Source organism: Chromobacterium sp. ATCC 53434 (genome assembly GCF_002848345.1).
Taxonomy (GTDB): Bacteria; Pseudomonadota; Gammaproteobacteria; order Burkholderiales; family Chromobacteriaceae; genus Chromobacterium.
The window spans coordinates 4557767-4583898 of the sequence record NZ_CP025429.1; the positions used below are offsets into that span (position 1 = coordinate 4557767).

A 26132-nucleotide genomic window follows, 5' to 3' on the forward strand; every position below is an offset into this window, starting at 1 on the left:
GACCACGCTGCGCCGCCCTGCTGAATATCGTATGGCCCGCGCTCAGTTCCAGGCCGGGTGGCGGAAGCTCATCGCGCCGGCCTCGGCCTCGTCGGCGCCGTGGCGGAACACCGCGAACAGTTCGCGGCCCATGCCGTAATCGTTGTGCGACAGGTCGGCCTGAACCTGCTCGCGCGCCGCCCACTCGGCGGCGTCGACCAAGGCCTTCAGCTCGCCGGTCTCGGCGTCGACGCGTATCAGGTCGCCGTCGCGAACCTTGCCGATGGCGCCGCCGGACAGCGCTTCCGGCGACACGTGGATGGCCGCCGGCACCTTGCCGGACGCGCCGGACATGCGGCCGTCGGTGACCAGCGCCACCTTGAAGCCGCGCTCCTGCAGAATGGTCAGCGCCGGGGTCAGCTTGTGCAGCTCCGGCATGCCGTTGGCGCGCGGACCCTGGAAGCGGATCACCGCGACGAAGTCCTTTTCCAGCTCGCCGCGCTTGAACGCCGCCAGCATGTCGTTCTGGTCGTGGAACACCACGGCCGGGGCCTCCACCACGCGGTGCTCCGGCTTCACCGCCGACACCTTGATCACCGCGCGGCCGATATTGCCGGCCATCAGCTTCAGGCCGCCATCGGCCGAGAACGGATTGGACGCCGGGCGCAGCACGCTGTCGTCGCCGCTGAGCGCCGGCGCGTCGCGCCATTTCAGCTCGCCGCCGTCCAGCCACGGCTCGCGGGTGTAATGCGCGAGGCCGCGGCCGACCACCGTGCCGACGTCCTCGTGCAACAGGCCGGCCGACAGCAGCTCGCGGATCACGAAGCCCATGCCGCCGGCGGCGTGGAAGTGATTGACGTCGGCCTTGCCGTTCGGATAGGCGCGCACCAACAGCGGGATCACGGCGGACAGCTCGTCGAAATCGTCCCAGTTGACGTCGACGCCGGCCGCGCGGGCGATGGCGACGATGTGCATCGTGTGGTTGGTGGAGCCGCCGGTGGCCAGCAGGCCGACGATGGCGTTGACGATGGATTTCTCGTCTATCATCTCGCCGACCGGCGTGAACTCGGCGCCCTGGGCAGCGATCTTCGCGCCCTGCACGGCGGCGGCGCGGGTCAGCGCCTCCCTGAGCGGGGTATTCGGGTTGACGAAGGCGGCGCCCGGCAAATGCAGGCCCATGATCTCCATCAGCATCTGGTTGGAGTTGGCGGTGCCGTAGAAGGTACAGGTGCCGGGGCCGTGATAGGACTGGCATTCCGACTCCAAGAGCGCGTCGCGGCCGACCTTGCCCTCGGCGTACAACTGGCGCACCTTGGCCTTGTCGTCGTTGGCGATGCCGGTGGTCATCGGACCGGCCGGCACGAAGACCGCCGGCAGGTGGCCGAAGCTCAGCGCGCCTATCATCAGGCCCGGCACGATCTTGTCGCACACGCCGAGATACAACGCGGCGTCGAACATCTGATGGCTCAGCGCCACCGCGGTGCTCATCGCGATCACATCGCGGCTGAACAGCGACAGCTCCATGCCCGGCTGGCCCTGGGTCACGCCGTCGCACATCGCCGGCACGCCGCCGGCGAACTGGGCGGTGGCGCCGGCGGACAGCGCCGCCTCCTTCAACCAGGCCGGAAAGACCGCCAGCGGCTGGTGGGCCGACAGCATGTCGTTGTACGAGGACACGATGGCCAGATTCGGCCGATGCTCCTGCTTCAGATGGATCTTCACCGTGTCCGGCATCGCCGCGAAGGCGTGGGCCAGGTTGGTGCACGACAACTGGGCCCGCTCCACCCGGCCCTGCTGGGCGGCGGCGCGCACGCGGGCCAGATAGGCGTCGCGGCGCGCGCGGCTGCGCGCGACGATGCGGTCGGTAACGGCGGACAGGGTGGGATGCAAGGCCATGATGACGTTCCGTGTTGAATTGATGTCGATAGTAGTTTTACTACACTCAAAATGCAAGGCGCGCTACGCGCCCCCGCAGGCGCCCTGCGGCGGCCATCAGCCTTCCGGTCCTCGATTTCCGCAGCAAAATCGGTAATTTTGCGTCAGGACAAAAGGTGTTGCAAAAGCGGCCATGATCTTGTTACCAGCATAGACAGTACAGCCTTGAGTGGTAATATAACTACATCTAATACCTTCGAGATGGAAGATCAGGATGGAGACCCGTTCTACCGCTACCCCGGCCTTCGACATGGTGCTGTTCGGCGGCGCCGGCGATCTGGTGATGCGCAAGCTGCTGCCCTCGCTGTACCAGGCGCACGCCGCCGGCCTGCTCAACGAGCAGGGTCGCATCCTGGCGCTGGGCCGCAAGGACCTGAGCCGCGACGACTACCTGGCCTTCGTCGAGAAGAATTCCCGCATCCACATCAAGTCGCACTTCGACGACGCCGCCTGGGCCGGCTTCTGCGCCCGCATCGACTATCTGCGCGTCGACGCCTCCCAGGCCGCCGACTACCCGGCGCTAGCCCAGAAGATCGGCGCCGACGCCGACAAGGTGGTGGTCTGTTATCTGGCCACCGCGCCCAATCTGTTCGCCGGCATCTGCGACAATCTGGCCGCCGTCGGACTGAACCGCGCCAATGTGCGGGTGGTGCTGGAGAAGCCGCTGGGCACCGATCTGGACTCGTCCAACGAGATCAACGACGACGTCGCCCGCTTCTTCAAGGAAGAACAGTTGTACCGGATCGACCACTACCTGGGCAAGGAGTCGGTGCAGAACCTGATGGCCATCCGCTTCGCCAACGCGTTGTTCGAGCCGCTGTGGCGCCGCGAGTGGATACACGATGTGCAGATCACCATTTCCGAGGAGCTCGGCGTCGGCAGCCGCGGCGACTTCTACGACGGCACCGGCGCGCTCAGGGACATGGTGCAGAACCACCTGCTGCAGCTGTTGTGCATCGTCGCGATGGAGCCCCCGGCCAATATGGAGGCCGACGCGGTCCGCGACGAGAAACTGAAGGTGCTGAAGGCGCTGCGCCCGTTCTCCGAGCAGGACGTCGCCGCCAAGACCGTGCGCGGCCAGTACAAGGCCGGCGCCATCGGCGGCCAGCCGGTGGTCGGCTATCAGCAGGAGAACGGCATCCCGGCCGGCAGCCCGACCGAGACCTTCGTCGCGATCAAGGCCGAGATCGACAACTGGCGCTGGGCCGGCGTGCCCTTCTTCCTGCGCACCGGCAAGCGGATGCAGGAACGGCTGGCCGAAATCGTCATCAATTTCCGCGACGTGCCGCACCAGCTGTTCTCCGGCCCGATGGGCGGCAGCCACACCGCCAACCGGCTGGTGATCCGGCTGCAGCCGGAGGAAAGCATACGGATGTACTTCCTGGCCAAGGAGCCCGGCGACACGATGCGCCTGCAGCCGGCCTATCTCGACCTCGATTTCTACAAGGCCTTCAAGGTGCGCCGCGCCGACGCCTACGAACGGCTGCTCTTGGACGTGATCCGCGGCAAGCTGGCGCTGTTCATGCGCCGCGACGAGCTGATCGAGGCCTGGCGCTGGGTCGAGCCCATCATGGACACCTGGGCCGCCAGCGGCAACATCCCGCCGAAGCAGTACACCGCCGGCAGCTGGGGTCCGGCCGCGTCCAGCGCGCTGCTGTCGCGCGACGGCATCAGCTGGCACGAGGAGTGTTGAATGCTTGATCGGCGCGTCGTCCAAGCCAATCGGTGCGTCGCCCAGCGGTGCGTCGCCCCTTCGGGGTGACGCACCCTACGGTAAACGACCGAATATCGGTGGGTCACTCGATAAGGTGGCCACCGCCAACAAAACGACCGAGGTACGCGAATGAACTGGTTGGAATTCCCCGACGCCGCCCAACAAACCGACGCCTTGGCCAATAGCGTGGCGTCGCGGCTGGCGGCCGCGATCGAGAGCCGCGGCACGGCGGTGCTGGCGGTGTCCGGCGGCAAGTCGCCGATCCCGCTGTTCAAACTGTTGTCCGAGATGGCGATAGACTGGGCACGCGTCAGCGTCACCCTGGTCGACGAGCGCTTCGTGCCGCCCGGACACGCCGACAGCAACGCCAGCCTGGTGCGCGAGCATCTGCTGCGAAACCGCGCCGCGCCGGCGCGCTTTGTGCCGCTGGTGCGCGAGGCCGCCGACATCGACGCCGAAGTGGCGGCCGCCAGGCGCGAATTCGCCGCGCCCGACGTCGCCATCCTGGGCATGGGCGAGGACGGCCACACCGCCTCGCTGTTTCCCGGCGCGCCGGAGCTGGCCGCCGGCCTGGACCCGGCCAATCCGGCCCCCATCCTGGCGGTGACGCCGCAGACGGCGCCGCACCGCCGCGTGACGCTGAGCTACGCCGCGCTGCTGCAGGCCGGCAGCCTGATTCTGTCCATCCAGGGCGCCGGCAAGCGCGCGGTGCTGGACGCGGCCGCCGCCGGCCCCGACGACGCGCGGCCGATCAGCCACCTGCTGGCCCAGGACAAGGTGCCGCTCGATGTCTACTGGTCTGCCTGAGACCTGGCCTCGATTGCTGGCCGATGTCGGCGCCAGCAACGCCCGCTTCGCGCTGGAGACGGCGCCCGGCGTCATCGAGGACATCGTGTCGTTGCCCACCGCCGGCTATCCGACGCTGGCGGACGCGCTGCGCGACTACCTGGACCAGGTCGGCGCGCGCCGCATCGCCCACGCCGCGATAGGCATCGCCAATCCGCTGAACGGCGACGCGGTGACGATGACCAACTGCCACTGGTCGTTCTCCATCGAGGCCGTGCGTCGCGCGCTGGGCTTCTCCACCTTGCTGTTGCTGAACGATTTCGCCGCGCTGGCGCTGGCGCTGCCGATGCTGCCGCGCGGCGAACTCGCGCAGGTGGGCGGCGGCGCGCCGCGGCCGGACGCGCCGCTGGCGCTGATCGGCCCCGGCTCCGGCCTGGGCATGGCCACGCTGCTGCCCGAAGCCGGCGGCTGGCGGGCGCTGCCCGGCGAGGGCGGCCACGCCTCGTTCGCGCCGCAGAACGAGCGCGAAGCCGGCATCCTGCGTTACGCCGCCGCCCGCTTCGGCCACGTCTCCTGGGAGAGGCTGCTGTCCGGCCCCGGCCTGGCGCTGATCCATCAAGCGCTTTGCGCGCTGGACGGGGCTGGGGAAACCATCTTTTCGCCGGCCGAGGTCAGCGCGCGCGGCCTGTCCGGACGCGACGCGCGCTGCCGCGAAGCGTTGGAAATCTTCTGCGCCGCGCTCGGTTCGGCCGCGGCAAATCTGGCCTTGACCGTCGGCGCCCGTGGCGGGGTATACATAGGTGGTGGTATTGTGCCGCGTCTAAGCGGTTTTTTTGAACAATCCCCATTCCGCCGCCGCTTCGAGGACAAGGGACGGATGTCGGCCTATCTGGCCGCCATCCCGGCGTATCTGATCACCAGCGCCCACCCGGCCCTGCCGGGTGTGGCCGCCCATCTGGCGGCCCATCTGGCGGCCGACAGCGACCATGCCCCGGTGGACGTCTCCACCAGCCCTCCGCGCGGCGGCACAGCAGGAGACATGCATGCTTGATCGCATCCGTGGCCAACTGGAGACGCTGTCTTCGGCCGAGCGCAAGGTGGCCGAGCTGGTGCTGGAACAGCCCTATACCGTGATCCAGGCCGCGGTCGCCGACATCGCCAGAAACGCCGGCGTCAGCCAGCCCACCGTGATCCGCTTCTGCCGCACCGTCGGCTGTTCCGGCCTGCCCGACTTCAAGCTGAAGCTGGCCGGCAGCCTGGTGACCGGCGTGCCCTACGTCCACTCCAGCGTGCGCCCGGAAGATCCGACCTCGGAAATCGTCGCCAAGGTGTTCGACAACACCGTGTCGGCGCTGCTGAAGTGCCGCAACGACGTCAATCCGCAGGCGATAGAAGCCGCGGTGCGGCTGCTGACCGACGCCAACCGCATCGAGTTCTACGGCCTGGGCAACTCCGGCATCATCGCCGCCGACGCCCAGCACAAGTTCTTCCGTTTCGGCATCCCCACCGTCGCCTACTCCGACACCCACATCCAGATGATGGCGGCGTCGGTGCTGGGCCCGGACGACGTGCTGGTGGCGATCTCCAGCTCCGGCCGCACCATGGAACTGCTGGAGGCGGTCGACGTGGCCATCGCCGCCGGCGCCAAGGTGATCGCGCTGACCACCAGCGGCTCGCCGCTGGCGCGGCGCGCCACCGTCGCGCTGATCGCCGACACGCTGGAGGACAATGAAACCTACAGCCCGATGATCTCGCGCATCGTCCACCTGGTGCAGATAGACATCCTCGCGGTCAGCGTGGCGCTGCGCCGCGGCCCGGGCCTGATCCGCCAGCTGGAAAAAACCAAGCACAGCCTGAAGAACCGCAGACTGGACAACAAACAAGCAGAATAGGACGAGACATCATGAGTGAACTGACCGAACTGCCGGCCTGGCAGTCCCTGTGGGACCATTTCGCCGAGGCCAAGCACCTGCACATGCGCGAGCTGTTCGACACCGACCCGGAGCGGGCCGAACGCTATTCGCTGGATGTGGGCGGCCTGTTCCTCGACTATTCCAAGAACCGCATCACCGACGCCACGCTGCTGGGCCTGATGCAACTGGCGCGCGAGACCGGCTTGCCGTCGCGCATCAAGGCGATGTTCAAGGGCGAGAAGATCAACCGTACCGAAGACCGCGCGGTGTTGCACGTGGCGCTCAGGAACCGCACCAACTCGCCTATCCGCGTCGACGGCGACGACGTGATGCCCAAGGTCAACTCGGTACTGGAGCGGATGGGCCGCTTCTCCCACGCGGTGCGCTCCGGCGAATGGCTGGGCTACACCAACCAGCCGATCACCGACATCGTCAACATCGGCATCGGCGGCTCCGACCTCGGCCCGCTGATGGTCTGTTCCGCGTTGAAACCGTTCGGCCATCCGCGCTTGAACATGCACTTCGTCTCCAATGTCGACGGAGCCCAGCTGAAGGAAACGCTGAAGAAGGTCCACCCGGAGACCACGCTGTTCGTCGTCGAGTCCAAGACCTTCACGACGCAGGAGACGCTGACCAACGCGCTGACCGCGCGCGAATGGTTTCTCGCCCGCGCCCGCGACGAGAAGGCGGTGGCCAAGCACTTCGTCGCCGTCTCCACCAACCAGAAGGCGGTGGCGGACTTCGGCATCGACCCGGCGAACATGTTCGAGTTCTGGAACTGGGTCGGCGGCCGCTACAGCCTGTGGTCGGCGATAGGCCTGCCCATCATGCTCTACCTGGGCGAGGAGAACTTCACCGAGCTGCTCAACGGCGCCCACATCATGGACCAACACTTCATGAATGCGCCGTTCGAGCAGAACATGCCGGTGCTGCTGGCGATGATAGGCATCTGGTACATCAACTACTACGGCGGCGGCAGCCACGTGATCGCGCCGTACGACCAGTACCTGCACCGGCTGCCCGCCTTCATCCAGCAGCTGGACATGGAATCCAACGGCAAGCAGGTGACGCAGTCCGGCCATCCGGTCGATTTCGAGACCGCGCCCATCATCTGGGGCGAGACCGGCATCAACGGCCAGCACGCCTTCTTCCAGTTGCTGCACCAGGGCACCCACATCTCGCCGATCGACCTGATCGCCTCGCTGGAGAACCGCTCCAGCCTGCCGGGCCACCACGAGATACTGCTGGCCAACGTGTTCGCCCAGGCCGAGGCCTTCATGCGCGGCAAGACCGCCGACGAGGTGCGCGCGGAGCTGGCCGAGCAGGGCCTGAAGGGCGAGGAGATGGAAGCCTTGGTGCCGCACAAGGTGTTCGGCGGCAACCGCCCGACCAACACGCTGCTGATGAGCCGGCTGGACCCGCGCAACCTCGGCTCGCTGATCGCGCTGTACGAACACAAGATCTTCGTCCAGGGCGTGGTCTGGCACATCAACAGCTTCGATCAGTGGGGGGTGGAGCTGGGCAAACAGCTGGCCAAGACCATACACGCCGAACTGACCGGCAAGCTCTCCCGCGCCGAGCACGACAGCTCGACCCGCCGGCTGATCCAGCTCTACCGCAAGATCAACGGCTAAGCGCGCCCCGACAGCGACCCGCCCCCGCCATCCGGCGGGGGCTTTTTATTTGTCGGACAGTCGGGATAACCCTGATTGTCGGACAGATGACATCCTGCTGAAATGGCGGCTGCAAGTCTGACAATAATAATGGACTGAAGAAGATCGATCGGGATGTGTAAGTTCTGCAGCACCGTGCTGGCCGGCTTTCTGCTGGTCGCCAGCCTGGCCGGCCATGCCGCCGGCCAGGTTTTCCGCATAGACGGCGACGCCGCCGCCCCCATTACCCTCAGCGGCACCGTGGTGGGGCCGATTGCCGCCGGCAGCAAGGCCGAGGGCACCTTTTTCCGGACCTACCACCTCAAACTGCGCCGGCCGATACGACTGGACGACCGCGCCGCCTGCGGCGAGCAAGAGATACGCAGCCTGCCGCTGAGCCAGGAAGACATGGCCAGGCTGAAGGGCCGCGCCATCGTCGTGCGCGCCCGCGCCTTCTGCCAGGAAGACCGCGCCGGCAGCTACCGGCTGGCCGACATCACCGTTCTCTGAACCGGCCCGCCAGCGTCCGCGCCGCCGCGCCGACATCGTCAGCCTCGAACAACGCACCCACCACCGCGACGGCGTCGGCGCCGGCCGCGATGACCCGCCCGGCGTTGTCGGCCGTGATGCCGCCTATCGCCACCGCGTTCGCGCCCAGCGCCGCCGCCTCAGCGAACAGCGACAACGGCGCGGCCACGGCGTCCGGCTTGGTCCGCGACGGAAACACCGCGCCGAAGGCGACGTAGCTGGCGCCGGCCGCCAGCGCCGCGCGCGCCAGCGCCAGGCTGTCGTAGCAGGACGCGCCGACGATGGCGTCGGCGCCCAACCGGCTCCGGGCGGCGGCGATGCCGCCGTCGTCGCGGCCCAGATGCACGCCGTCGGCGCCGACCCGCGCCGCCAATTCGACGTCGTCGTTGACGATGAACAGGGCGCCGCTCAGCCGGCACAGACGACGCAGCTCGGCCGCCTGGCGTTGCCGGCGCTCCGGATCGCCGCTTTTGTCGCGATATTGCAACGCGCGCGCGCCGCCCTCCAGTGCCGCCGCCGCCAGCGAAAACAGCCGCGCGTCGTCGACGCCGTCAGGCGTCACCGCGTACAGGCCTTCAAGCCTGGGCGGCATCGCCTTCCTCCTCGTCGCCTCGCGCCCAGAACATCCGGTCCGGCAGGAACTGGCCCATGCCGGGACGGAAACCGTTGATCAGCGTCTGATAGGTGTATTCCTGCGCCTCGCGCACCGCCTCCGGCAGCAGCAGGCCGGTGGCCAGCATCCCGGCGATCGCCGAGGCCAGCGTGCAACCCGAGCCGTGGTAGCTGCCGGGCAGCCTTTCCCAGTGGTCGGCCCGCACCACGCCGTCCTGGCCGTACAGGCTGTTGACCACCTCCTTGGTGTTCTCGTGGGTGCCGGTGATCAGCAGATACGGCGAGCCCAGCGCCAGAATGCGCTCGGCGCACTGGTCCAGCGTCAGCTCCTCGTCGTCTTCCGGATCGTTGCTGGCCAGCCGGCGCGCCTCCAGGCTGTTCGGCGTCAGGATGGACACCTGCGGGATCAGCATGTCGCGCATCGCCGAGATCAGGTCGTCATCGGCCAGCTCGTGGCCGCCGCCGCTGGCCAGCACCGGATCGAGCACCACCGGGATGTCCGGATAGTCGGCGATCAGCTGCGCCACCACGGCGACGTTCTCCACACTACCCAGCATGCCGATCTTGAACGCCGCCACCGGCATGTCCTCCATCAGGAAGCGCGCCTGGTCGTTGACCCAGTCCGCGTCCAGCACCATTAGGTCGTTGACGCCGACGGTGTCCTGCACCGTGATCGCGGTGATCACCGACAGCGGATGGCAGCCCAGGCTGGCCAGCGTCAGGATATCGGCCTGGATGCCGGCGCCGCCCGAGGGGTCGGAACCGGCCAGAGTCAGTACCACGGGAGGGGATGCGGGAGTGGTCAAGGGCGAACCTCTTTTGTTTTATTGCGGTGGCACGATTTAGAATATCCATTTTATCCGATCACGAGGGCGAAGCGATGCGTACTTGGATGTGTTTGATCTGCGGTTTCATCTACGACGAAGAAGCCGGTCGGCCCGAGGACGGCATCCCGCCCGGCACCCGCTGGGAGGATCTGCCGCCCAACTGGACCTGCCCGGACTGCGACGCGCGCAAGGACGATTTCCAGATGGTGGAAATTTGATCGCCTCGGCCAAGACCTGTAGGCGCTGGCTGGGCGGCGCCCTGCTGGCCGCCGGCCTGGTCGCCTGCGCCCAGGTCGCCACCACCTCCGGCGGCGCGGTCGGCGTCAGCCGCAGCCAGCACATGCTGCTGTCCAGCCAGGAAGTGGAGCAGATGTCGGCCAAGTCGTACGCGGAACAGCTGCAGCAGGCGCGCGCCGCCGGCCGGCTGAACACCAGCGCGGCGCAGACGGCGCGGGTGCGCCGCATTTCGCAGCGGCTGATCGCGCAGACCCCGGCCTTCCGCCCCGACGCCCGCGACTGGCGCTGGGAGGTGAATGTGTTGTCCACCGACGACATGAACGCCTACGCGATGGCCGGCGGCAAGATCATGGTCTACACCGGCCTGATGGGCCGGCTCAAGCTCACCGACGCCGAACTGGCGGCGGTGATAGGCCACGAGATTTCGCACGCGCTGCGCGAACATACCCGCGAGAACCTGAGCCAGGAATACGCGCAGCAAGTGGGCCTGTCGCTGGTCGGCGCGCTCGCCGGCCTCAGCGCCGACCAGGTGAAGCTGGCCGGCATGGTGACCGACGTCACGCTGAGCAAGCCGCACAGCCGCACGATGGAGTCCGAGGCCGATCTGATGGGGCTGGAGCTGATGGCGCGCGCCGGCTACGATCCGAACGCCGCGGTCAACGTCTGGCAGAAGATGCAGGCGGCCGGCAGCGGCGGCGGCATGGAGTTCCTGTCCACCCACCCGTCCGGCCCGACCCGCATCCACGACCTGCAGGCCCATATCCCGCAAGTGTGGCCGCTGTACCAGGCGGCGCCGAAGAAGGGCTGAGCGATGGACACGGCCCTGTTCGACGCGCTGCTGGACCATGCCCGCTCGCTGCCCGGCGCCGAGTTCGACGTCAAATGGGGCGGCACCCAAGTACTCTCCATCGGCGGCAAGATGTTCCTGACGCGCGGGCCGCATGGTCTCAGTTACAAGGTTGACGACGACGACTTCCTCGCGCTGTCCGGCCTGCCCGGCGTGCGGCCGGCACCGTACCTGGCGCGGGCGCGCTGGATCCAGGTGCTGTCGACCGCCGCGCTCGACGCCGACGACATCCGCCGCGGCATCGCGCGCTCGCGCGAGCTGGTGTTGCAAAAACTGCCTCAAGCGCGGCGGCGGGCCTGGTCTTGAGCCGGCCCCCGATGCGCATCATGGAAAAACGATGACTTACCTGTATCTGAAAGCCTTCCATATCTTCTTCGTGGTGTCCTGGTTCGCCGGCCTGTTCTATCTGCCGCGGCTGTTCGTCAATCTGGCGATGGCCGACGAGACGGCGGAGTACGACCGCCTGCTGCTGATGTCCAACAAGCTGTTGCGCTTCATGACGCCGCTGGCCGTGCTGACGCTGGCCACCGGCCTCGGCCTGTGGCTGGGCTTCGGCATCGGCGGCGGCTGGCTGCACGCCAAGCTGACGCTGGTGGCGCTGCTGTTCGGCTACCACGGCTACTGCGCCCGGCTTTACGCCGACTTCGCCGCCCGCCGCAACCGCAAATCCCACCGCTGGTTCCGCGTGTTCAACGAACTGCCGGTGCTGGTGCTGCTGGCGGTGCTGATCCTGGTGGTGGTGAAGCCGTTCTGAAGCATCCCCAACCCTGAATTCGCCTGAGGAATTGTCGATGGCATTGGAAATCGAACGCCGCTTCGTCGTCAGCGGCGACGGCTGGCGCGGCCTGGCGCCCGCGGTACAGTACCGGCAGGGCTATCTGTCGGTGGAAAAGGAGCGCACCGTGCGGGTGCGGGTGGTCGGCGAGCAGGCCTGGCTGACGCTGAAAGGCCATATCAGCAATGTCAGCCGCCACGAATTCGAATACGCCATTCCGCTGGCCGACGCGCAAACCATCATGGACGCGATGTGTCCGATGGTGGTGGACAAGCTGCGCCACCGCATCGAGCATCAGGGCTTCGTCTGGGAAGTGGACGAGTTTTTCGGCGAAAACGCCGGACTGGTGCTGGCCGAGATCGAGCTGCCGGCGGAGGACACGCCATTCGCCAAACCGCAATGGATAGGCGAGGAAGTCACGGAAGACGGGCGCTACACCAACGCCTATCTGTCCAAAAAACCATACCGCAGCTGGTAGCCGCGGACGCATGCGGTTCCGCAACCCGCGTCGCGGGCTGCGGAACCGGGCGCCGGATTACTCCGTCGGCAGATAGCCTGCGGTGTGGCCGGGGCCGACGGCGAGGCCGCCGGACACTTCTTCCACTTCGCTCTGCTCCAGGCGAACCATGGCGGCGATTTCCACGCTGTTTTGCAGCTGGGTTTCGAAATCGGCGGCCGGCAGGGTTTCGTTCTTTTTCATATTGCTTCCTTTCGAGGTTGGTCAGATGGAACGGCGGCTCGCGGCCGCTCTTGTTGTGATCATGCGGCAGGCGCGACGCCGGGCGGCAAACGCGCCTCGGCGATCTCGATCGGCGCCTGCAAATCCTGGGTGATGATGCGGGCGCAGCGTTTACAGGCGTCGGCGCCATGCTGGCTCCACCACACGCATTCGGGGCGGATGGCGCAATAGGCCAGTTCCTCGCTGATGGTTTCCACCTTGTCCACGATCCGGTTCACCAGCGTGCACTCGGCGCTGGCCTTGTCGTGGTGCGCGCACTTGTCGCCGGCGCAACGCCCGGCGGTGCGCAGCACTTCTCCGGGCGAGATGCCGTTCAGCTTGTCCAGATCGACCCGCTCCACCGGCAGCGCCTGCTTCAGATAGATGATGCGGCGCTCGCCGACGCTGCCGCCCAGCATGCCGAACACCACTTCGCCGTTCGCCCCGAACTCCGCGCTGGGACAGAGGCCCTTGTCGTTCTTCATACGCTTGGTCCACTTGGATGATGATGGAAGCCAGCGCGCGCCGGACCATGATAGGCAAAACGGCAGCATGGCCGCGACTACCGCCTGGGCGCATCCGCCGACATCGATTTTCAGTGAAAATACCTATAGAAGCGCGCTTTTCACCGAAGTTCTGTTATGCATTTGTAATTTATAGTACATGACAATCGAATTGTGAAATGGTTTTATCAGGCCTGTTTCGACAAAAACAATATGCTGCCGGGCGGACTGTCATAGTCTCGACGCTTGTGCCGGCCATAGTCGAAAAATGACAATTAAATATTCTTGCCATCGATGTTTCGGCAATCAAGTGCGCCGGGAATGGCCGGCTGTGGACAAGCCCGACAATGACCCGCCCCTGTGGATAACGTCCGCCGCGCGCCCCGTCGGCAACGCCACCCCGCCGCCATCATGTAAAATATGCCCGGCCCAGTGGACCCCACTCCCCACCGCGCCTCCCCCTATATTTCGCGGCACAGGCCGCCAGACAAGGAAAAACGCATGTCTCGCAATCTGGAACTGTTCGAACGTGGCAAACAAGTGATCCCCGGCGGCGTCAACTCGCCGGTGCGCGCCTTTGGCCAGGTAGGCGGCACGCCGCGCTTCGTCGCCCGCGCCGAAGGCGCCCATTTCTGGGACGCCGACGGCAAACAGTATCTGGACTATGTCGGCTCCTGGGGTCCGGCCATCGTCGGCCATGCCCACCCGGACGTGGTGAAGGCGGTGCAGGACGCCGCCGTCGGCGGCCTGTCCTTCGGCGCGCCGACCGAGGGCGAGGTGGTGATCGCCGAGGAAATCTGCAAGCTGCTGCCGTCGATCGAACAGGTCAGGCTGGTGTCGTCCGGCACCGAGGCGACGATGACCGCGATCCGCCTGGCGCGCGGTTTCACCGGCCGCGATCTGATCGTCAAGTTCGAAGGCTGCTACCACGGCCATTCCGACAGCCTGCTGGTCAAGGCCGGCTCCGGCTTGTTGACCTTCGGCAATCCGTCGTCCGGCGGCGTGCCGGCCGACTTCACCAAGCACACGCTGGTGCTGCGCTACAACGACGTCGAGCAGCTGGCCACCACCTTCGCCGAGATCGGCGACAAGATCGCCTGCGTGATCCTGGAGCCGATCGCCGGCAATATGAATCTGATCCAGCCGTCGGCCGAATTCGTCAAGACGCTGCGCGGCCTGACCGAAAAGCACGGCGCGGTGCTGATCTACGACGAGGTGATGACCGGCTTCCGCGTGGCCAAGGGATGCGCGCAAGGCCTGCACGGCGTCAAGCCGGACCTGACCACGCTGGGCAAGGTGGTCGGCGGCGGCATGCCGCTGGCGGCCTTCGGCGGCCGCGCCGACATCATGGGCCGGATCGCCCCGCTGGGCACCGTCTACCAGGCCGGCACGCTGTCCGGCAACCCGCTGTCGGTGGCCGCCGGCCTCGCCACGCTGAAGCTGATCCAGCAAGCGGGCTTCTACGAAACCTTGGGACGCCGCACCGCCCGGCTGGCCCGGGGCCTGGCCGAACAGGCGAAACAGGCCGGCGTCGCGCTGTCCACCGACAGCGTCGGCGGCATGTTCGGCTTCTACTTCAGCGCCCAGGCGCCGAAGTCCTACGCCGAGGCGACCGGCTGCGACATCGAGCGCTTCAAGCGCTTCTTCCACGCGATGCTGGACGAGGGCATCTACTTCGCGCCGTCGGCCTACGAAGCCGGTTTCGTCTCCAGCGCGCACAGCGACGAGATGATAGAGCGGACCATAGACGCCGCCGGCCGCGCCTTCGCGCGCATCTGAGCATTCGCGTCGTCGACGAGCAAGGGAGCCCCGGGCTCCCTTTTTTCATTGGCATTCACGCCCAAGTTGGTAAAATTGCCGCCGCAGTCAAAACAAGCATTCAGGCCGGAACGGCCAGCAGGACATTGTTGTAGTCAGGGGGGATGTGGATGGAACGGAAGACCAGGCTGCGCCTGGCCGCCGGTCTCGGCGCGCTGGTGATCGCGGCCGCGGCCGCCGGCCTGCTGTGGCGCAGCAGCCACGAGGTCAGGGTGGAGCGCTTGGCGCTGGACGAGGCGCCCGGCAGCAAGCTGGCGGCGGGCATCATGAACCGCGCCTACGGCCGCCTGCAGCATGACGAGGCCCGCAACTGCTGGCGCTACCTGCGCGAGAACGGCAGCGACTACTGCCTGAGCCCGCTGTCGCTGGACCGGGTCGAAGCCGGCGGCCAACACCGGCTCTACCTGTTCGCCAGCGGGCGCAAGGACGGCGCGGGAACGCGCGATCTGGCCGGCCTGGTCGGCGCCTTCGTCGTCGACGCCGATTCCAGGGCCGTGATCGCCGCGAACAAGGCGCTGGACTTCGTCAACGACAGCGCCGCCGGACCGCGGCAGGTTCAACTGCTGCAATTGTCCGGCGACGGTTATATGGGCTGGTATGCGGCCGGCCGCGCCGCCGCGACCGGCGCCGATTTCCCGCATTTCTACGCGCCCCGGGACGACAAGGTGATCGAGATAGGCGGCGACGTGTTCGGCCGCAACGCCGCCATCCCCGCCGGCGTCAAATTCGAGTACCAGATCGACGACAGCCGCAAACAGGCCAGGGTCTATCCGCTGACGCTGACGGTCAGGGACGGTCGGGACAGGCAGCTGGCCAACCTGGACTTCAAGTTCGACCGCAGCCGCTGGCGCTATGTCTGCGCCGACGACGACTGCCGCATGCGCGGCGGCATTCCGCTGCGCGCCAGCGGCGACGCGCAGGCGCTGGCGCCCGCCGACGCCAACGAAGCGCTGTTCGGCCAGGGCCGCAAGCTGTCCGACGCCGATCTTAACGACGTGCTGGGCCAGCTGGGCGTGCGCTACGTGGCCAAGGACGACGCGGCCGGCTTCATCGACCAGAACGGCTGCGACGAGCCCTATCAGCTGGACGGCAGCTTCGAGCGGGACGGCGGCCAGGAACAGCTGTGGGTCCGCGGCGGCAATACCTGCACCTCCGGCGTCGTAGGCAGCTCGGCTTGGGTCTTCGTCCGCGACGCCGATGGCCGGCTGCGCGCCAATCTGGGCCTGCCCGCCGCCGACATCCGCCGCGACGTCGGCGTCTCGGCCGGCGTGCACGACCTGCGCGTCGGCGCCGCCGGCTTCTGCGACGGCGTCTGGCGCTGGAACGGCAAGACCTTCGTCCACCTGAAGGACATCGCCACCCGGCCCGGCGGCTGCGGCGGTCCCGTCGGCGCCTGACCGCGCCCGGCATCGCCAATCGGTCCCGCTTGAGCGCAGACGCCCGGTAAAATGACAAATAAAAACTATTGATTCGCACCCTCTTCAATCGACATTAAGTTGCGTAGAACAGAGGCAAGGGATGGAAAACGGGAAAAAACTCACGCTGCTGGCGGGCGCCGCGGTCTTGCTGCTGGCGGCCGGTTTCGGCGGCTGGAAATACTGGCGCGGACACCAGGCCGTGACGGTGGCGCGGATGGCGCTGGACGGCGAGCCGGGCCGACAGCTGGCCGGCGGCATCATGGACAAGATGTACGGCAAGGGCGCGTACGACGGCAAGGGCAAGTGCTGGAACATCGACCATGCGGTCGCCAAAGGAGAAGAGCCGGCCACCTACTGCATGAAGCCGCTGGCGCTGGACCGGGTGCGGGTCGCCGGCGAGGAGCGTCTATACCTGTTCGCCGGCGCCGGCCGCCCGGATGCCGGCCACGCCGAATCGGAAGCGCTGATCGGCGCCTTCGTCGTCGATGCCGGCACCCAGTCGTTGATCGCCGGCAACCGGGCGCTGTCCTTCCTCAACGGCTTCGCCGGCGCGCCGAGCGGGGTGAAGCTGCTGCAGCTGTCCGCGACCGGCTATATGGCCTGGTTCGCCGAAGGCGAAGACATGCACCAGGGCATCGCCGCCGGCTATCCGCAGCTGTACGCGCCCAAGGGTAGAAAGGTGGTGGAAATCAGCGGCGAGCTGTTCGGCAAGGACGAGAACATGGCCGAGGGGCTGAGCTTCGACTACGAAGCCGACGCCGCCCAGGCCGACGCCAAGGTGTTCCCGCTGCTGCTGAAGATCAGCGACGACAAGCACAAGCCGGTCGCCAGTTTCCGTTTCCGCTTCGACAGCCCAAAATGGCAATACGTCTGCGCCGATCAGGCCTGCCGCAAGAAAACCGGCATTCCCGCGGCCCAGCCCATGAGCCTGAAGGACGATGACAACGCCGCCCCGCCGCCGCCGGCCAATGCCAATGCCGCGCTGTTCGGCGCAGACGCCGGACTGGCCGCCGACGACCTGAAGGACGTGCTGGCCGCGCTGGGCGCCAGCTATGTGGTCAACAACAACGGTTGGGGCTTCGTCACCGGACGGTGCCGGACCCCGTTCCAGCTGAGCGCCTCCTACCCGGCCGACGAAAAGGACAGCCACAACGAGCTGTGGGTCCGGGGCGGCGACGCCTGCACCTCCGGCGCCGACGGCCAGAGCATATGGCTGTTCATCCGCGGCGACGACGGCCATCTGCGCGCCAATCTGGGCGTGCCTGCGATCAAGACCACGGTGACCGGCGACGCCAATGACGGCCGCTACGACCTGCGCCTGTCGGGGATAGGCTTCTGCGATACGATCTGGCGCTGGGACGGCAGCCGATACCAGCACTTGAAGAACATCGCCGCCCGGCCAGGCGGCTGCGACAGCGACGCCGGCGCGCAGCGGCAGTAAGAGCCTGTTTACGATCTTTTTGCGGCATCGATGGTATTCTGCCGGATGCAGGGCACGAAAAACGGCCCGCGGCAGTGTCGTTCACTGCAAGGGACGTTTGACAAAGCCATGCGCCGGCAGAAAACCGTTCCGAAGGGCAGCCCGAGGCTGCCTTTTCCGACTCCGCTTTCCTTGATGTCTCGAATGGGGCAACATCGGCCCCGAATCCCAACTTCCCGTCAGCCGATGACCGAAGCCCAATCTTCCTCCCGCCTGATCTGGCGCCTGCGCCTGGCCGAATCCGGCGTCCAGCTGCAGCCGCTGCTGCAAAGCGCCGGCCCCGACGGCTGGAGCCGCGGGCGCGCCTGCTCGCTGGCCGGCCTGCTGCAGGATCAGGCCGACGCGGTGCGTCCGCACGACTTGCCGGTGCTGAAACCGCTGCTGGCGCTGTGGCAGGCGCATGACGGCGATGCCGGCCTGATCGACGCCGCGCCGCTGCTGCCGGCCTTGATCGACCATCCGCTGCTGTTCGACGCCGACGCGCCGGCGCGGCGCATCCATGCCGAAGCCGGCCAGCCGGCGCTGCAGATGGAACGGGTGGGCGCCGAGTTGCGGCTGAAGCTGCTGCCGGACGGCCTGGCCGGTTGCGGCGGCATGCTGTGGCGGCGGCCGCAGCCGGAACGGCTGCTGATTTACCGGCTGACCGACGAATTGAAGGCGCTGGCCGACCTGGTCGGCCACGGCCTGACCGTGCCCTGGCAGGCGCGGCAGCGGGTGCTGGAGGCGATACGCGACGTCGCGCCAGGCCTGCCCTTGCTTGACGCCAGTCCGACGTTCGATCCGACACTCCCGAGCGAGGCCGCCGACCCGACCCTGTACGCCTTGCTGACCCGGCAAGCGGAAGGCCTGCGGCTGCAATTGAAGGTCAAGCCGCATCCGACCGCCGCCTGGAGCGCGCCGGGACGCGGCGCGGCGGGCCTGGTGCTGGATATCGACGGCGAGTACCGCCAATTCGTCCGCGATCTGGCCGACGAAGCCTCCCGCTTGCGCGCGCTGCGCGAAGCCTGCCCGGCGATAGGCCGCGGCCAGCGCGACGGCGACGGCTGGCTGTTCGCCGACCAGCATTCGGCCTTGTCCCTGCTGTCGCAACTGCAGGCGGCCGGCGAGGCGCGCGTCGCCTGCCTGTGGCCGCACGGCGACAAGATCCGCCTGGCCGCCGCCGACGGCATGCCGCAGCTCAAGTTGAAAGTGAAGCGGCGCGGCGGCTGGCTGCAGGCCGACGGCGAACTGGAGCTGGACGATGGCCGCATCCTGACCCTGCGCCATCTGCTGGCGGCGCTGGCCAAGCAGAACGGCAAATACCTGCAACTGTCCGACGGCGACTGGCTGGCCCTGTCCGGCAGCCTGGGTCAGCGGCTAGGCGAGCTGGCGCGGATGGTCGACCACGCCGGACCGGACGGGTTGGCGATCAGCCCGCTGGCCGGCCCCAGATTGCAGGCATTGGGAGAGGAGGCCGGGCAATTCGACGGCGACGACGGCTGGACGCGGCAGGCGGCGCGCTGGCGCGAGGCGTCGATGTTCGACCCCCAGGTGCCGCCAAGCCTGAACGCCACGCTGCGGCCGTACCAGCTGCAGGGTTTCGCCTGGATGGCGCGGCTGGCGCACTGGGGCGCCGGCGCCTGCCTGGCCGACGACATGGGCCTGGGCAAGACGGTGCAGACGCTGTCGCTGCTGCTGACCCGCGCCCACCTGGGGCCGCAACTGGCGGTGGCGCCGACCTCGGTGGCGCTGAACTGGCTCTCGGAGGCCGCCCGTTTCGCGCCCGGCCTGCGCCTGCGCGCCTACCACCAGCAGCGCCGGCTCGACGACGTCGGCCCCGGCGACCTGGTGGTGGTCAGCTACGGCCTGCTGCAGCGCGAGGCCGACGCCTTCTGCGACGTGCACTGGGCGTCGGTGGTGCTGGACGAGGCGCAGGCGATCAAGAACCCGCAGAGCCAGCGCGCCCAGGTGGCGCAAAGCCTGCGCGCCGATTTCCGCCTGGCCGCCAGCGGCACGCCGGTGGAAAACCACCTGGGCGAGCTGTGGAGCCTGTTCCGCTTCATCGCGCCGGGCTTGCTCGGCAATCTGGCGCAGTTCGAACAGCGCTACGCCCAGCCCATCGCCGACGGCGACGAGACCGCCCGCGCCCAGCTGAAGGCGTTGATCCAACCCTATCTGCTCAGGCGGACCAAGCGCGAAGTGCTGACCGAGCTGCCGCCGAAGACCGAGACCACCCGGCTGATCGAGTTGTCCGAGCAGGAACGCCATGTCTACGAGGCCATGCGGCAGGAGGCGCTGTCCCGCGTGGCCGAGGCCGACCCGGCCGCCGGCGGCCAGACCATGCAGGCGCTGGCCGAGCTGACCCGGCTGCGCCGCTTCTGCTGCCACCCCCGCCTCACCCAGCCGGACAGCGCGCTGCCGGCCAGCAAGCTGGCGGCCTTCGCCGAGATTTGCGAGGAGTTGCTGGACAACGGCCACAAGGCGCTGGTGTTCAGCCAGTTCGTCGACCATCTGGCGCTGGTGGCCGAACACCTGCGGGAAAAAGGCGTCCGCTTCCACTACCTGGACGGCGGAACCCCGATCCGGCAGCGCAAGGCCAGCATGGACGCCTTCCAGGGCGGCGACGGCGATCTGTTCCTGATCAGCCTGAAAGCCGGCGGCACCGGGCTTAACCTGACCGCCGCCGACTACGTGATCCATCTCGACCCGTGGTGGAATCCGGCGGTGGAGGACCAGGCGTCCGACCGCGCCTATCGGATGGGCCAGCAACGGCCAGTGACCGTGTACCGGCTGGTGGCGGCCGGCACCATAGAAGAGAAAATCGTCGAGCTGCACCGCGAAAAACGGGCGCTGGCCGACAGCCTGCTGGCCGGCGGCGACGCCAGCGCCCGCCTGGACGGCGCGGCGCTGCTGGCCCTGCTGCGAGGTGATGCCGGCTAGGCGCCGCGAGCCTCTCGTTCTTGTTGATGCGCTTGAGCAAGGTCAAGCGCGCGGACGGTCCGATTGCCTGTTTACAATTGGCTAGGCATGATGACGACCATTTTCATTACAGTGAGGTTGCATCATGTCGCGTTACTCCCTGTTGGCCGGCGCTCTGCTGTTGGTCGCCTCCTGGCCCGCGCTGGCCGATCCCTCCATCGGCAAGAACGGCTCGGAAACCATAGGCATGGGCGCCGTCTCCATCCTTGCCGCGCCGGTGATGAGCGTGGGCGGCGCATCCCAGGAACATGGCGAATCGGCGCTGGGTCCGGTGCTGGCAGTGACCGGCAGCGCCTATATCATCGCAGGCGTCGTCCAAGGCGTCGGCGATGTGGCCGAACTGACGCTAAACTCGGCGCAGGGCGGCGCCAAGCTGCTGGTCAAAATTTCCGGTTCCGCGGTAAAGGCGTCCGGCGCAGCCGTCGGCGCTTCAGTACAGGTGACGGCCACCGCCAGCGGCACGCTGCTGGTGACCTCGGGCAAGGTGTTGGCCTTCATCCCCAACAAGGCGGGCGAAGCGCTGCTGGAGCACTCGAGGATTCCGGGATGAAGCCATCGCGCCTCCTCGCCGTCCTCGCGCTGACGCTGCCGGCCTTGGCCGTTGCCGGCCAGAGCTGCGAGGAAAAGCCGCTGACGCCGGAAACCTTCCGCATGGCGATGCAGACCGCGCAGAAAGTGCAGCAGCGGCTGGACCAACTGGGCAGCGACGTGGTGGTGCTGGGGCGCATGGGCCAGGACCTCAGCCAGTACAATTTGCGCTATACCCACGCCGGCATTGTCTATCGCACCGAGCCGGATCGCCGCTGGCGGGTGGCGCATCTGCTGAACGACTGCGGCACCGACCATTCCGAGCTGTGGTACGAGGGCTTGGGCAATTTCTTCCTCGACGACATGTTCCGCTTCGACTCGGTGGCGCTGGTGCCGCCGCCCCAGGTGGCGTCGCGCTTGCTGGCGCGGCTGAACCAACCGGCGAAGCTACGCGAGCTGCACACCGCTCGCTACAATCTGCTCGCCTACCCGTTTTCCACCCGTTACGAGAATTCCAACGTCTGGGTGCTGGAGCAACTGGTTGCGGCGGAGAGCCACGAGACGGTGATACGCAGTCGCGAACAGGCGCAGATGTGGTTGAAGCTGAACGGCTACCAGCCCACTGAGCTGAAGCTGGGGCCGATGACCCGGCTGGGCGGCCGTATGTCCCAGGCCAACGTCTCCTTCGACGACCACCCGAACGAACTGCGTTTCGCCGACCGCATCCAGACGGTGTCGGTCGATTCCATCATCCAGTTCCTCGACGCGCGCGAGGAAGGCTGGAAGATGGAGGAGATCGCCGGCGCGCAGCCGCGCCGCTACTGAACCCTGTCATCTTGCCAAGCGGCCCTTCGGGGCCGTTTTCGCGTTCGCGCGCCGCCAGGCTGGTGGTCAGCGGCTCGCGCAACAGGCTGGCCAGTATCGGAATCAGCGCGAGCAACACGCCAATTGTCACCGCGCCCGGCGGAGCCAGCGCAGGGCGCGCTGTTGCGGCTGCTGCAGGCCGGCGATGGCAAAAATACCGCGCCGCCGCCAGCCTCCCGTGGAAAGGCTGAATCGGATCAAAAGGTTGTAATTTAGAAAATTAAATACCAAACTATCTTCAAATAAAAGCTTTTATATTTTTGTCATTTCTCTCCCGTATCATGCGCCGCGCCGCATCGCGCGGCGATTACAAAAACATATTCATCCGGGAGAACACATGAAGAAAGCACTATCGCTGCTGCTGGGCGCCAGCCTGGCCGCCGCCAGCGCGCAAGCGCTGGCCTGGGGCCAGGAAGGCCACCGCATCACCGGCTACATCGCCCAGCAACTGCTGAGCGCCAAGGCCAAGGCCGAAGTAGCCAAGCTGATCCCCAGCGCCGACTTCGGCCAGCTGGCGCTGTACATGGACCAGCACAAGCAGGATCTGAAGCAGACGCTGCCGGGTTCCGACCAATGGCACTACAACGACGAGCCGGTCTGCAGCGGCGTGACCGAGGACGAGTGCCCGGACGGCAACTGCGCGTCCAATCAGATCGAACATTACCGCCAGGTGTTGGCCGACCGCGCCGCCAGCAAGGCCGATCGCGCCCAGGCGCTGACCTTCCTGATCCACATGGTCGGCGACATCCACCAGCCGTTGCACGCGGCCGACAACCTGGACCGCGGCGGCAACGACTTCAAGGTGCAGCTGCCGGGCAGCAAGAAGGTCAGCAATCTGCATTCGGTGTGGGACACCGCGCTGGTGCAACAGGAACTGAACGGCGCCAACGAAAAGACCTGGGCCGCCAGCGATCTGCAGCAGTATCAGCGCAACGTCGCCGGCTGGCAGAGCGGCAGCGTGATGGACTGGGTGCACGAATCCAACCAATACGCCCGCGCCGACGTCTACGGTCCGCTGGCCGGCTTCAGCTGCGGCGCGTCGCCGTCCACGCCGGTCTACCTGGACAACACCTATCTGCGCGCCGGCGGCCTCCTGGTCGACCAGCAGCTGGCCAAGGCAGGCGCCCGCATCGCCGCCGTCGTCAACCAGGCGCTGAACTAAGAACCGGCTCGCGGTCTTGCTGTCCGCGCCTTCCGCCCCGCGACGCCGCGGGGCGGCGCCGACATCGCGCGTAGGCGTCGCGGCCGCGATGGACTAAGATGCACGGCTGAGGAGGAATCATGACCCTGAATCTCGCCGACATCCGTCTGGAATACGCCAAGAAAGAACTGTCGCCGGAAGACTGCCTGCCCGACGCCGTCGCGCAGTTCGAGATCTGGCTGAACGAGGCCATATCGGCCCAGGTCAACGAGCCGACAGCGATGAACCTGGCCGCGATCGGCCCGGATGGCCGGCCGTCGGCCCGCATCGTGCTGCTGAAGGGCGTGGAGGACGGCCAGCTGCTGTTCTACACCAATTACCAGAGCCGCAAGGGCCAGGCGCTGGCCCACAGCCCCTATGTCGCGCTGACCTTCTTCTGGCCGGAGCTGGAACGCCAGGTGCGCATCGAGGGCCGGGCCGAGCGGGTCGCGCCGGAAACGTCCGACGCCTATTTCGCCAGCCGTCCCTACACCAGCCGCCTCGGCGCCTGGGCCAGCGAGCAAAGCAGCGAGATCGCCTCGAAGGCGGTGCTGGTGACGCGCGCCGCGATGTACGGCGCCCGCCATCCGATCAACGTTCCGCGGCCGCCGCACTGGGGCGGCTACGCCATCGTGCCGGACCGCGTCGAATTCTGGCAGGGCCGTCCCAGCCGGCTGCACGATCGCGTGCTGTACACACAGACCGCCGACGGCGGCTGGCAGCTGTCCCGCCTGGCGCCGTAAACCAACGCCAAGCCTTTCCTCTCCGGGGCCGCTCACGCGGCCCTGTCAAATTCTGCCAGTGTCATATTTTTACCAATACTGCTTGTGAATAAAAACAAGACACGAATTATTCGTTAATTTTTATTTTGATTCCAACCAGTACCCAAGCACAGAACTCCGCGCCAGACAAGCGATTCGCTCCTGCAAGGCTTTGAAAGGCTGTTAGCAACTGCCTCAAAGTACAGATGAATATCGGCAGGAAAAATCCAATACCTAATTTATGCACTTGGGATTAACCGGGTAAGGACAAGCCATGTCCGATCTCGCCGCGCGCCTGGCAGGGCCGCGACGCGGTCGCCCGCCATTCCGAGGCTAGCCGCAGACGCAGCCCGAACCGATTCACCGGGCGGCTGACGACGGCGCCAGGCGGTACGCACGGCCACAACAGAACCGGCCGGCGAGCCACACCGCCCGCGCGACGGCGTCCGCCCTCGCTCCCGACCATGCCGGGAACGCGACAGCCCCTTCGAACGGCGCCGGCGGCTCCGGTACCGCCAGCCATCAGCCGGCGGTGTACGCGGGACGCACCCCGTTCCGCCTTGTCTACATTTGGAGTTCCGTGATGAGAAATCAACAATTGATGTTGCGTGGTCTGGTATTGTCCGCCCTGGCTGTGATGAGCTCGGCGGCGCTGGCTGCCGAGCGTATCGATCTGGAACGTCTGGGCAAGGCCCAGGCCAACAGCGCCGCTGCGGCCGCCTTCACCGGCGTGGGCCAGGCTGATCTGAAGCCGCTGCGCAGCACCCAATTCTCCACCGGCAAGGTGGTCACCCGCTACCAGCAGTACTACCAGGGCGTGCCGGTATGGGGCGAAGCCGTGGTCGAGGAAAAACAGCCGGGCGCGCTGAAGGCTTCCGCCGCCAAACTGTCCGGCCACTACATCGCCAACATCCAGTCCGACCTCGCCTCGGCCAAGCCGACGCTGAGCAGCGCCCAGGCGCTGAGCCAGGCCAAGTCGCTCAAGGCCAACGGCAACGCGACCTATAACGACAAGACCGAACTGGTGGTGCAGCTGAACGGGCAAAACGTCGCCCAGCTGGTCTATCTGGTGTCCTTCGTCGTCGACAACGGCAAGGAGCCGAGCCGTCCCAGCTTCATCATCGACGCCAACAGCGGCCAGGTGCTGAAGCAATGGGAAGGCCTGAGCCACGCCGAAGCCGGCGGTCCCGGCGGCAACGCCAAGACCGGCCAGTACACCTACGGCAAGGACTACGGCCCGCTGATCGTCACCAGCGACTGCAAGATGGACAGCGGCAACGTCGCCACCATCAATCTGAACGGCGGCACCAGCGGCACCACGCCGTACAAGTTCGCTTGCCCGACCAACACCTACAAGGCCATCAACGGCGCCTACTCGCCGCTGAACGACGCCCATTACTTCGGCAATGTGGTGTTCAATCTGTACAAGGACTGGTTCAACCTGAAGCCGATCAACCAGAAGCTGCTGATGAAGGTGCACTACAGCCGCAACTACGAGAACGCGTTCTGGGACGGCACCGCGATGACCTTCGGCGACGGCGGCAGCACCTTCTACCCGCTGGTGTCGCTGGACGTGTCGGCGCATGAAGTCAGCCACGGCTTCACCGAGCAGAACTCCGGCCTGGTCTACAGCGGCCAGTCCGGCGGCATCAACGAGGCGTTCTCCGACATGGCCGGCGAAGCCGCCGAATACTACATGAAGGGCAAGAACGACTTCCTGGTCGGCGCGGAGATCTTCAAGAAGACCGGCGCGCTGCGCTACTTCGCCGATCCGACCAAGGACGGCCAGTCGATCGGCAACGCCAAGGACTACTACAACGGTCTGGACGTGCACTACTCCAGCGGCGTGTACAACAAGGCCTTCTACCTGATCGCCACCAGCCCGAACTGGAACACCCGCAAGGCCTTCGAAGTCTTCGTCGACGCCAACCGCCTGTACTGGACCGCCAACGCCACCTATAACAGCGCCGCTTGCGGCGTGGTCAAGGCGGCCGACGCCCGCGGCTACAGCAGCGCCGACGTCACCAAGGCCTTCACCGCCGTCGGCGTGACTTGCAAATAAGCCGACGCCGCCGCCAACGCGGCCCCGCCCGGGGCCG

Annotated in this window: 25 protein-coding genes; 20 read left to right on the forward strand and 5 right to left on the reverse strand. The window is 66.9% G+C overall.

The window, feature by feature from the left end; translation table 11 throughout:
• Positions 1-42: 42 nt before the first annotated feature.
• Positions 43-1875: a phosphogluconate dehydratase gene (gene edd, locus CXB49_RS20285; RefSeq protein ID WP_101710042.1), complete on the reverse strand. Its 1833-nt coding sequence runs from the start codon at positions 1873-1875 to the stop codon at positions 43-45.
• Between the two features lie 253 nt (positions 1876-2128).
• Between edd and zwf the strand changes: the two genes are divergently transcribed.
• The 6 genes from zwf (at position 2129) to CXB49_RS20315 (ending at position 8489) form a co-directional block, all read left to right on the forward strand.
• Complete coding sequence (gene zwf / locus CXB49_RS20290; protein WP_101710043.1) at positions 2129-3607, forward strand: glucose-6-phosphate dehydrogenase; 1479 nt, start codon at positions 2129-2131, stop codon at positions 3605-3607.
• A 150-nt stretch (positions 3608-3757) separates the two neighbouring features.
• Positions 3758-4435 (forward strand): 6-phosphogluconolactonase, encoded by a 678-nt coding sequence (pgl, locus tag CXB49_RS20295; RefSeq protein ID WP_101710044.1) that lies wholly within the window; start codon positions 3758-3760, stop codon positions 4433-4435.
• Positions 4416-5465: a glucokinase gene (locus CXB49_RS20300; protein ID WP_101710045.1), complete on the forward strand. Its 1050-nt coding sequence runs from the start codon at positions 4416-4418 to the stop codon at positions 5463-5465. The genes pgl and CXB49_RS20300 overlap by 20 nt, the downstream gene beginning before the upstream one ends.
• Positions 5458-6306, forward strand: coding sequence for a transcriptional regulator HexR (gene hexR / locus CXB49_RS20305; protein WP_101710046.1), 849 nt, complete (start codon positions 5458-5460; stop codon positions 6304-6306). The genes CXB49_RS20300 and hexR overlap by 8 nt, the downstream gene beginning before the upstream one ends.
• Positions 6307-6317: 11 nt before the next feature.
• Positions 6318-7961 carry a glucose-6-phosphate isomerase gene (pgi, locus tag CXB49_RS20310; protein ID WP_101710047.1) on the forward strand — a complete coding sequence of 548 codons (1644 nt, stop codon included), beginning with the start codon at positions 6318-6320 and terminating at the stop codon, positions 7959-7961.
• 153 nt (positions 7962-8114) lie between these two features.
• On the forward strand, positions 8115-8489 hold the full coding sequence (locus tag CXB49_RS20315; RefSeq protein WP_101710048.1) for a hypothetical protein: 375 nt from the start codon (positions 8115-8117) through the stop codon (positions 8487-8489).
• Here the strand turns inward: CXB49_RS20315 and thiE are convergent.
• On the reverse strand, positions 8476-9099 hold the full coding sequence (gene thiE, locus CXB49_RS20320) for a thiamine phosphate synthase (RefSeq protein WP_101710049.1): 624 nt from the start codon (positions 9097-9099) through the stop codon (positions 8476-8478). The two genes, CXB49_RS20315 and thiE, sit on opposite strands and share 14 nt — an antisense overlap.
• Positions 9083-9925, reverse strand: a complete 843-nt coding sequence (gene thiD / locus CXB49_RS20325; RefSeq protein ID WP_101710050.1) for a bifunctional hydroxymethylpyrimidine kinase/phosphomethylpyrimidine kinase — start codon at positions 9923-9925, stop codon at positions 9083-9085. Before thiD ends, thiE begins: the two co-directional genes overlap by 17 nt.
• A gap of 74 nt (positions 9926-9999) precedes the next feature.
• Between thiD and CXB49_RS20330 the strand changes: the two genes are divergently transcribed.
• The 5 genes from CXB49_RS20330 to CXB49_RS20350 are packed head-to-tail and all read left to right on the forward strand — an operon-like array spanning position 10000 to position 12283.
• The gene (locus CXB49_RS20330) at positions 10000-10164 is read left to right on the forward strand and encodes a rubredoxin (RefSeq protein ID WP_011133707.1); all 165 of its coding nucleotides are present in this window, start codon (positions 10000-10002) and stop codon (positions 10162-10164) included.
• The gene (locus CXB49_RS20335; protein WP_233492871.1) at positions 10161-10991 is read left to right on the forward strand and encodes a M48 family metallopeptidase; all 831 of its coding nucleotides are present in this window, start codon (positions 10161-10163) and stop codon (positions 10989-10991) included. The genes CXB49_RS20330 and CXB49_RS20335 overlap by 4 nt, the downstream gene beginning before the upstream one ends.
• A gap of 3 nt (positions 10992-10994) precedes the next feature.
• Complete coding sequence (locus tag CXB49_RS20340) at positions 10995-11336, forward strand: MmcQ/YjbR family DNA-binding protein (protein ID WP_101710051.1); 342 nt, start codon at positions 10995-10997, stop codon at positions 11334-11336.
• A 31-nt stretch (positions 11337-11367) separates the two neighbouring features.
• On the forward strand, positions 11368-11784 hold the full coding sequence (locus CXB49_RS20345; protein ID WP_101710052.1) for a CopD family protein: 417 nt from the start codon (positions 11368-11370) through the stop codon (positions 11782-11784).
• 37 nt (positions 11785-11821) lie between these two features.
• A complete protein-coding gene (locus CXB49_RS20350; RefSeq protein ID WP_101710053.1) occupies positions 11822-12283 on the forward strand; it encodes a CYTH domain-containing protein in 462 nt (153 codons plus the stop codon).
• Positions 12284-12340: 57 nt separating this feature from the next.
• Here CXB49_RS20350 and CXB49_RS23765 read toward each other — a convergent pair whose 3' ends face one another.
• Positions 12341-12505: a hypothetical protein gene (locus CXB49_RS23765; protein WP_158300967.1), complete on the reverse strand. Its 165-nt coding sequence runs from the start codon at positions 12503-12505 to the stop codon at positions 12341-12343.
• 59 nt (positions 12506-12564) lie between these two features.
• Entirely contained in the window at positions 12565-13008 is a 444-nt protein-coding gene (locus tag CXB49_RS20355; RefSeq protein ID WP_101710054.1) for a nitrogen fixation protein, read from the reverse strand.
• Positions 13009-13527: 519 nt separating this feature from the next.
• Between CXB49_RS20355 and hemL the strand changes: the two genes are divergently transcribed.
• The 9 genes from hemL (at position 13528) to CXB49_RS20400 (ending at position 26095) form a co-directional block, all read left to right on the forward strand.
• Positions 13528-14805, forward strand: coding sequence for a glutamate-1-semialdehyde 2,1-aminomutase (gene hemL / locus CXB49_RS20360; RefSeq protein WP_101710055.1), 1278 nt, complete (start codon positions 13528-13530; stop codon positions 14803-14805).
• 149 nt (positions 14806-14954) lie between these two features.
• Positions 14955-16241, forward strand: a complete 1287-nt coding sequence (locus CXB49_RS20365) for a hypothetical protein (RefSeq protein WP_158300968.1) — start codon at positions 14955-14957, stop codon at positions 16239-16241.
• 121 nt (positions 16242-16362) lie between these two features.
• On the forward strand, positions 16363-17703 hold the full coding sequence (locus CXB49_RS20370; protein ID WP_101710057.1) for a hypothetical protein: 1341 nt from the start codon (positions 16363-16365) through the stop codon (positions 17701-17703).
• Between the two features lie 225 nt (positions 17704-17928).
• On the forward strand, positions 17929-20661 hold the full coding sequence (locus CXB49_RS20375) for a DEAD/DEAH box helicase (protein WP_158300969.1): 2733 nt from the start codon (positions 17929-17931) through the stop codon (positions 20659-20661).
• 124 nt (positions 20662-20785) lie between these two features.
• A complete protein-coding gene (locus tag CXB49_RS20380; RefSeq protein WP_101710059.1) occupies positions 20786-21250 on the forward strand; it encodes a hypothetical protein in 465 nt (154 codons plus the stop codon).
• Positions 21247-22053, forward strand: a complete 807-nt coding sequence (locus CXB49_RS20385; RefSeq protein WP_101710060.1) for a DUF2145 domain-containing protein — start codon at positions 21247-21249, stop codon at positions 22051-22053. Before CXB49_RS20380 ends, CXB49_RS20385 begins: the two co-directional genes overlap by 4 nt.
• Positions 22054-22429: 376 nt before the next feature.
• Entirely contained in the window at positions 22430-23254 is an 825-nt protein-coding gene (locus CXB49_RS20390; protein WP_101710061.1) for a S1/P1 nuclease, read from the forward strand.
• Positions 23255-23373: 119 nt separating this feature from the next.
• Entirely contained in the window at positions 23374-24015 is a 642-nt protein-coding gene (gene pdxH, locus CXB49_RS20395; protein WP_101710062.1) for a pyridoxamine 5'-phosphate oxidase, read from the forward strand.
• A gap of 601 nt (positions 24016-24616) precedes the next feature.
• Positions 24617-26095, forward strand: a complete 1479-nt coding sequence (locus tag CXB49_RS20400; protein ID WP_101710063.1) for a M4 family metallopeptidase — start codon at positions 24617-24619, stop codon at positions 26093-26095.
• The last annotated feature ends 37 nt before the right edge of the window (positions 26096-26132 follow it).